The sequence below is a fragment of the Mesorhizobium sp. CNPSo 4671 genome, assembly GCF_057784245.1.
On record NZ_JBWLUW010000042.1, the window covers coordinates 1 to 7,036 of the forward strand.

8 protein-coding genes and 2 pseudogenes are annotated in these 7,036 nt (G+C 58.7%); 6 read left to right on the top strand and 4 right to left on the bottom strand.

Annotation, left to right across the window (positions count from 1 at the left end):
- From glyA to folD, 4 genes and pseudogenes are all read left to right on the top strand, one after another.
- Nucleotides 1–376: pseudogene (gene glyA / locus AC04SF_RS37060) on the top strand (serine hydroxymethyltransferase); the annotation flags it as partial.
- Between the two features lie 155 nt (nt 377–531).
- Nucleotides 532–1,416: a formyltetrahydrofolate deformylase gene (gene purU / locus AC04SF_RS37065; protein WP_488481840.1), complete on the top strand. Its 885-nt coding sequence runs from the start codon at nt 532–534 to the stop codon at nt 1,414–1,416.
- 81 nt (nt 1,417–1,497) lie between these two features.
- A complete protein-coding gene (locus AC04SF_RS37070) occupies nt 1,498–2,748 on the top strand; it encodes a D-amino acid dehydrogenase (RefSeq protein ID WP_488481834.1) in 1,251 nt (416 codons plus the stop codon).
- Between the two features lie 248 nt (nt 2,749–2,996).
- Nucleotides 2,997–3,881 carry a bifunctional methylenetetrahydrofolate dehydrogenase/methenyltetrahydrofolate cyclohydrolase FolD gene (gene folD / locus AC04SF_RS37075; protein WP_488481835.1) on the top strand — a complete coding sequence of 295 codons (885 nt, stop codon included), beginning with the start codon at nt 2,997–2,999 and terminating at the stop codon, nt 3,879–3,881.
- Between the two features lie 223 nt (nt 3,882–4,104).
- On the opposite strand, the gene AC04SF_RS37080 is transcribed toward folD, so the two are convergent.
- From AC04SF_RS37080 to AC04SF_RS37090, 3 genes are read right to left on the bottom strand one after another with little or no spacing between them, the layout of a single operon-like run.
- Nucleotides 4,105–4,272 carry a hypothetical protein gene (locus AC04SF_RS37080; protein WP_488481836.1) on the bottom strand — a complete coding sequence of 56 codons (168 nt, stop codon included), beginning with the start codon at nt 4,270–4,272 and terminating at the stop codon, nt 4,105–4,107.
- Nucleotides 4,256–4,567 (bottom strand): hypothetical protein, encoded by a 312-nt coding sequence (locus AC04SF_RS37085; protein WP_488481837.1) that lies wholly within the window; start codon nt 4,565–4,567, stop codon nt 4,256–4,258. The genes AC04SF_RS37080 and AC04SF_RS37085 overlap by 17 nt, the downstream gene beginning before the upstream one ends.
- Before the next feature lie 56 nt (nt 4,568–4,623).
- Nucleotides 4,624–5,079 carry a hypothetical protein gene (locus tag AC04SF_RS37090; RefSeq protein WP_488481838.1) on the bottom strand — a complete coding sequence of 152 codons (456 nt, stop codon included), beginning with the start codon at nt 5,077–5,079 and terminating at the stop codon, nt 4,624–4,626.
- Nucleotides 5,080–5,250: 171 nt separating this feature from the next.
- Between AC04SF_RS37090 and AC04SF_RS37095 the strand changes: the two genes are divergently transcribed.
- The gene (locus tag AC04SF_RS37095; protein WP_488481839.1) at nt 5,251–5,862 is read left to right on the top strand and encodes a helix-turn-helix domain-containing protein; all 612 of its coding nucleotides are present in this window, start codon (nt 5,251–5,253) and stop codon (nt 5,860–5,862) included.
- 119 nt (nt 5,863–5,981) lie between these two features.
- On the opposite strand, the pseudogene pmtA reads toward AC04SF_RS37095, so the two are convergent.
- Nucleotides 5,982–6,577: pseudogene (gene pmtA / locus AC04SF_RS37100) on the bottom strand (phospholipid N-methyltransferase PmtA).
- Nucleotides 6,578–6,887: 310 nt separating this feature from the next.
- On the opposite strand from pmtA, the gene AC04SF_RS37105 reads away from it, so the two are divergent.
- Nucleotides 6,888–7,036: co-chaperone GroES (locus AC04SF_RS37105; RefSeq protein ID WP_287209018.1), on the top strand; the 149-nt coding region annotated here is incomplete at its 3' end.

Sequence of the window (7,036 nt, forward strand, 5' to 3'; positions counted from 1 at the left end):
GGGCGGCTTGAGCGCACGTGGGTTCAAAATCGTCACAGGGGGGACAGATACGCCATTCACGATGGTTGACCTCAGAACGCGTGGGCTGACGGGCGATGTCGCGCAGAAGGCATTAGAAGCTCATGGCGTGACAACGAACCGCAATCTTGTGCCGCAAGACAGGGAGCCACCGAATGTCACCTCGGGGCTCCGGATGGGAACGTCCGCAATTGCAGCTCGTGGAATGGCTGATCCGGAAGCATCTGAACTAGCAGAGATCATTGCCAACGTTTTAGATCGACTTGCAGCGAATCCAGGCCAAGGGCTGGAAATCGACGTAGACATTGCCGAACGAGTGTCGACCCTGGCGCAAACGTTCCCGCTATACCCCACCTAACCAGTGGGGCAAATGTTCCTCCAGCTGTCATCCCTGGCAGTGCCCACACGGTAAGCGGCACAGGATCAGCGTGCACAGAGCGCGGACACTCGGACATGTTCCCTGCAACGCGGCAAACTGCCCTAAACAAGGCCAAACTCAGAGCGGACTACAATATGACTCCGTACGTACTTACCGTATCTTGCAAGTCAACGCGTGGTATTGTAGCTGCGATCTCGACTTTTCTATCAGATCAAGGCTGCAATATCGTTGACAGCTCGCAGTTCGACGACCTAGACACCGGAAAATTCTTCATGCGAGTGGGCTTCATCTCGGAAGAAGGTGTCCTGGCGCCGCAATTGAAGGAGAGCTTCAAGCCGATCGCGGATAAATTTGAAATGAAGTCGGAGCTGTTTGACGGCGAAAGCAGGATGAAGGTCCTGCTGATGGTGTCTCGCTTCGGCCATTGTCTGAACGATCTGCTCTACCGATGGAAGATCGGCGCTCTGCCAATCGACGTCGTGGGGGTCGTCTCCAACCACTTCGATTACCAGAAGGTGGTCGTCAATCACGACATACCCTTCCATCACATAAAGGTAACCAGGCAAAACAAGCCGCAGGCAGAGGCTCAACTCATCGAAGTTGTCGAACAGACCGCAACCGAGTTGATCGTGCTTGCCCGCTACATGCAGGTTCTGTCGGATGCTCTTTGCAAGCGGATGTCTGGCCAGATCATCAACATCCACCATTCTTTCCTGCCGAGCTTCAAGGGTGCCAACCCATACAAACAGGCTTACGAGCGTGGGGTGAAGCTGATCGGTGCCACGGCGCATTACGTCACAGCCGATCTCGACGAGGGGCCGATTATCGAGCAAGACACAGTTCGCGTCACACATGCACAAAGCCCAGAAGATTACGTCTCGCTGGGCCGCGATGTGGAGAGCCAGGTGCTGGCGCGCGCTGTCCATGCGCATATTCATCACCGCTCTTTCATCAACGGCAATCGCACCGTCGTCTTCCCGGCAAGCCCCGGCAGCTTTGCGTCAGAACGGATGGGGTAGCCCTTTGGCCCATATCGTCGACGGTAAGTCCGTAGCGGCATGTGCCGATAATGCGGCGGAAGATTTCTTCGGGGGAATGGCATGAAGGTTGTGGTGCTTGGGGCCGGCGTTGTCGGAACGGCGGCCGCCTACTATTTGGCCGCCGATGGCCATGAGGTCACCGTCATCGAGCGCCATCCGGCGCCTGCGCGCGGCACCAGCCAGTCCAATGCCGGCCTGGTGTCGCCGGGCGACGCCACCGCCTGGGCCTCACCGGCGGCGCTGAAGACCTTCCTGCGCGGGCTCTGGAACCATGATCTCGGCATCAAGGTGCGGCTGCGCTTCGATCCCTATTTCCTCACCTGGAGCCTGCGTTTCCTGCGCCAGTGCACGGTGGCCCGGCTGCGCGCCAACAGCCAGGTCAAGCTGCGCCTGGCGCTCTATTCGCGCGAGTGCATCAACGCCATCTCCGCCGATACGGGGATCGGCTATGACGAGCGCAAGAAAGGCATCCTCTACTTCTTCCGCTCTCAGCACAGTCTCGACACCGGCACCGACAATTATCGCTATCTGGCCGAGCATGGCCTGCCGATCGAGATCGTCGGCCGCGACCGGCTGATCGAGCTGGAGCCTGGCCTCGCCGGCGCAAAGGACAAGATCGCCGGCGGTGTCTATTCGCCGATCGACCAGACCGGTGATTCCCGGCAGTTCGTGGAAAGGCTTGCCGCTTATTCGGCCGAGAAGCTCGGCGTCAAATTCCTCTTCGGCACGACCGTCGAGGGCCTCGATATCGTGGGCGACCGTGTGCGCGCGGTGATGACCTCGGCCGGACCGGTTGCCGGCGATGCCGTGGTCATCTCGATGGGCCCGGAAAGCGGCCTGCTTGGTCGCCGCTATGGCATCGATCTGCCCGTCTATCCGGTGAAGGGTTACACCGCGACCATACCCCTGGAGGATGAGAGCAAGGGGCCAACCATGGGCGGCGTCGACGAAGACCAGCTGATCGCCTATTCCAGGCTGGGCAACCGCCTGCGCCTCGCCTCGACCGCCGAATTTACCGGCTTCGACCGCACGTTCCAGCCGCGCGACTTCGTCCCCATGTTCAGGACCGGCAAGGAGCTGTTCCCAGGCGCCTTCGATAAGAAGAAAGCCGAACTCTGGGCCGGACTGCGGCCGATGATGCCGAACTCAGTGCCGGTCATCGGCCGGGCGCGTTACAAAAACCTCTATCTCGACACCGGCCACGGCCATGTCGGCTGGACCATGGCCTGCGGATCGGGAAAATTCCTCGCCGACCTAGTCGCCGGCCGCGTCCCGGATATTGATCCGCGAGGGTTGGTCTACAGGAACTGAGGTGCGGGGCAAGTATCCGGACCGCCCGTCGCCATTGGGGCGAAGAGGTCGAGACTGCCCTTTCCGCGACCCAGAGCGAACTCGGTCATGCGGTCAAGCACAAGCCGAACGGGTGCGCCGCGCCGCGCAAGGCTTTGGCGCGCATCCCGAACGCATCGAGGAAGTCCTCAAGCGGAATTCCGAGTCGACTGCGCGGAGCTGGGGAACAGATTGAACAATCTGATGACTTTCTTTGTGAAGGAGCCCACATGCGAGCCAGCATCATCGATGGAAAAGCCTATGCCGATCGTCTTGCCGCACGGATAACTGCCGCTCTGCCAGCCTTCATGGAAAAGGCTGGGCGCCCGCCGGGCTTGGCGGTCGTGCTTGTCGGCAGCGATCCGGCAAGCGAAATTTACGTCCGCAGCAAGGGCCGCAAGACGCGGGAACTGGGCATGGCCGGCTTCCAACACATCCTACCGGAGGAGACGCGCCAGGACAAAATCTTGCGGCTGATCGAAGAATTGAATGCGGACGATGCAGTAGACGGCATCCTCGTACAGTTGCCTCTTCCGGCTCACATTGATGAGCTAACTGTCATCCGTGCGATCGATCCCGACAAGGATGTCGATGGTCTTCACCCCGAAAGCGCAGGTCGTCTGGCCGCCGGGCGACCAGGCCTGATACCCTGTACGCCGCTCGGGTGCCTCATGCTTTTGCGGGACCAGTTGGGCGACCTGACGGGACTTGATGCAATTGTTATCGGCCGCTCGATCCTCGTGGGCAAACCGATGGGACAGCTATTGTTAGGAGCGAACTGCACTGTAACAATGGCGCATTCTCGAACGCGGAGCTTGGCTGACAAGGTGCGACAGGCCGATATCGTAGTGGCGGCAGCGGGACAAGCCGAAATGATCGAGGGAGACTGGATCAGGCCGGGAGCAACGGTGATCGATGTAGGAACCACGAGAGCGGTTTTGGACGGCAAGAAGCGGCTTGTTGGTGATGTGGACTTCGCAGCCGCTTTCGAAAGGGCGAGAGCCATTACACCAGTGCCCGGAGGCGTTGGGCCGATGACGATCATGACGCTAATGCACAACACGATACTGGCGGCACACAACCGCGAAGGGTTTCCGCATTTACAGTTGTGGTAGGTAAAAATCGTGAGAGAGCGACCTATATCCGAAGACACACGCATCGCACCCTATCGTCCACCAAGGTGCCCCCCAAGCCGTTGTATGCCCGCTTCGCTGCCGACCGATGGTCCACGAAATCCCTTCGCCGCTTCCCCTGACCTTTTCTGAACCGCCGGGCGCCGACGTCCCAAGTCCCAAGTCAGACCATTACCGGCCTCGCTCCCCTGCCCTCTCGGCGCACTCACTTACGCGGCATGCAATAGACACCCTCGGATTCCATCAGTACCGCGCCACCCTTCAACTCGCTCAGTGCGCCGACCCACGCTTCGGAATAAGTGCGGCTGGCATCCACGGCGGTCAGCCAGAGTACGCGATTGTCGGCCAGTTCGACTTTAACTTCCTGCTGCAAAGGGCTTGCCTGCATTGGTCTGTTGATAGTGGCGCTTGATTCTGACATTGCCAGCTGGGAACTCGGCTTCGTTGCTGCCGTAGTTCAGCACAAATCCAGTGTGGTCCTCAGCCACTGAGCCACTGCCATCACGCTCACACACGATCTTGGCGGCGGTCTTGCAATCCCATTTCAGTGATGCGGGCCACATAGGATTGTCCACGCTTGAGCGCGGCTTCTCGCTCTGACCAGCCGCCGCGGTCAACGCTGCGCCTGTGTTCAAAATTACCGTGGACACGAGAAGCGCCTTGAACACTACAAACCTCCCTGAATTGCAACCCCATAGTACATGGTCCTGCGTGATCGCCAGGCTCATGGCATGGTGAGATTGAACCAGCTTTTCTGGCGCAAGCCGTTCGCGTCATCATACTCGATGAACCAGGGCTTTCCGCGCATCGGTCGAGAGATAGCGTAGTAGGTGGGGCCATTACCAAGGGCATGCCCTCGATCATTCCCCGCGGTCTGGATTGTTGCCGTCACCACCTTACCGTCGATTTCGATTTCGACCCGACGTAATCCGTCTCCATTACGCCCACCGAGGGCGTTGGTTTTGAAAACGACGGACAACGAGAGCCTATCGGCCGCGATGCGGCAGATGTTTCGTTCTTGACCTAAGCCCGGCCGATCGGATTCGGAGCTGCCAACTGCTTGCCAGCCAGACGTACGATCCTCATACTTCTCAAATCTCGCCGCGCTGGAGTTGGCTTGCGGACAGGTCGGCCAATTACTTCCATCGCCGCAATCAACTTGTAAATTGGCGGGTGGCACGAGGGGGTGCCTTGCCAGTCGCCGGACAGACATAGGAGGACCTGACAGCCCCATTCCGACGCTTTTGATTGGGATGATAGAGCTGCTGCGCCCGCGATAGCGACGGCACCCCCCAGTAGAAATTTGAGTATGGTCATAGCCTTTTCCTCGCTGCAGATTTGACAGTTTACTATGGATGATCCGCGCGAAAAAGGACAGGTCAAAAAAGGCAGGTTTGTGCGAGTACATCGATTTATGAAACGAGATGACGGAGGCGTGGTCAACAACCCGCTGCGCGTCAACGTTGCTCTGACGCTTGAGCGGGAGAGAGCCAGACGCGGCCTATCCCATATGCACATGGCCGAGCTGTTTCGGACCGCCGACGGCGAGAAACTCGCCTACCGAACCTATATTCAGACTGTGCGTCAGAAAAATAATGTCACATTGACGACGCTGCAGATCATGGCAGACGGCTTGGAAGTGTCTGTTGCAGGACTGCTCTCCGGCGGTAAGAAAGTTCCGGAATGGGCGCATCGGTTGGACGAAAATGCGATCCGCAAGCGGCTTTCGCACATCATCGATTTTGAGCGACAACGACGTACTTTGCACCGCTATGAGATGGCCAAACTCATCGGCGTGGCGGAGGCGACATTCACGAAACTGGAACGTGCGAGCGGCAACGTCAGCGTGGACACGATTGCCGCGATCGCCAAGGTGTTGAAACTTGATCCAGCGACCTTCCTCTTTTCCGAAAAAATCCCGCCAGCAGCTGATCTACCTGTTTCCGATCAGCCGGGGAGGTAGGCTTCCTTTCGAGAGCCGATCGAGCCTAGACCCAGCAAACATCGATCGCACTGATGGCAATTTCACATGGGGCCTGATTGCATGCAGGTCAGCTCAGTCCTTCGCATGCAGGGATGTGGCTAGACTGCTCGTCGATAGGTCCAGAGCTGTGCCGGCGGTATGTTGCGGACGACGAAGTCATAGTGGGAAACCACGTAGCGGTCGGGCATCTTTATCACCGGCGACAGAGGCCCATAGGTGATCTGAATCACCGGCCGTCCGGCAGGAATGCGGGCAAGCAGGTCCTCTATCAGGGCAACGCGCTGTTCCATAGGAAAGCTCAACAGCGGGACTGCACTGAGCACACAATCGAACTGTTCACCTTTGCGCTCGCCCAAAACTTCATTCAGCGCAAATGCGTTGCCCAATCTGAAGTCCACGCCCGGGAAGCGTTGCACCAGGCCGTTGTAGAAATTCCTGGAGTATTCGACCGACACCAACTGATGCGGTTTGATGCCCCTCTCCAGGATTGCCTTCGTGATGACGCCGGTTCCCGCACCAAGCTCCAGGACCGGCATTCCGGACCGCGGGTTGATGACGCTTGCCATCCGGCGCGCCGCATAAATCGAGTGGGGATGAGGGCTCCTACGCCCTTCTTGTCCTTCTGCCAGCCTTTGAAGAATTGCACTTCTTCATCAAACCTCTTGCCGAGCAGCTCCTTCAGTCGGAAAACCATATCCACTCCTTGCTTGCGCCCTCACCCTAGGTCATCTGGCAAGCGCGTTGTGGCCAAGCCCTGCGGTATTTGCAAGCCCGTTGCGACTTGCTTGCGTGTTAAAGCCCGACACAGGCGGTCACGAACAGCGAGGGCCTCTTGCGGTCTCAGGGCCACGCGATTTTGCTCTTCGCCCGTGCCCCTCTTCCTTCTTGACTAGCCCGAGCCGACAGCCTATCTCACAGCCGCTTTAGCACTCGGCACCCGTGAGTGCTAACAACGCTCCGGCAACGGACAACCTTTCAATCTCCGCACCAGGGACATCCAAAACATGGCAAAGTCGAAGTTCCGCCCGCTTCATGACCGCGTGGTCGTTCGGCGGGTCGAATCCGAATCCAAGACCGCCGGCGGGATCATCATCCCGGATACGGCGAAGGAAAAGCCGCAGGAAGGCGAGATCATCGCCGTCGGCTCCGGCGC

What these genes read in the sequence shown, in the direction of transcription:
- purU (WP_488481840.1), top strand. Translation starts at nt 532, where the DNA reads ATGACTCCGTACGTACTTACCGTATCTTGCAAGTCAACGCGTGGTATT.
- AC04SF_RS37070 (WP_488481834.1), top strand. Translation starts at nt 1,498, where the DNA reads ATGAAGGTTGTGGTGCTTGGGGCCGGCGTTGTCGGAACGGCGGCCGCC.
- folD (WP_488481835.1), top strand. Translation starts at nt 2,997, where the DNA reads ATGCGAGCCAGCATCATCGATGGAAAAGCCTATGCCGATCGTCTTGCC.
- AC04SF_RS37095 (WP_488481839.1), top strand. Translation starts at nt 5,251, where the DNA reads ATGGATGATCCGCGCGAAAAAGGACAGGTCAAAAAAGGCAGGTTTGTG.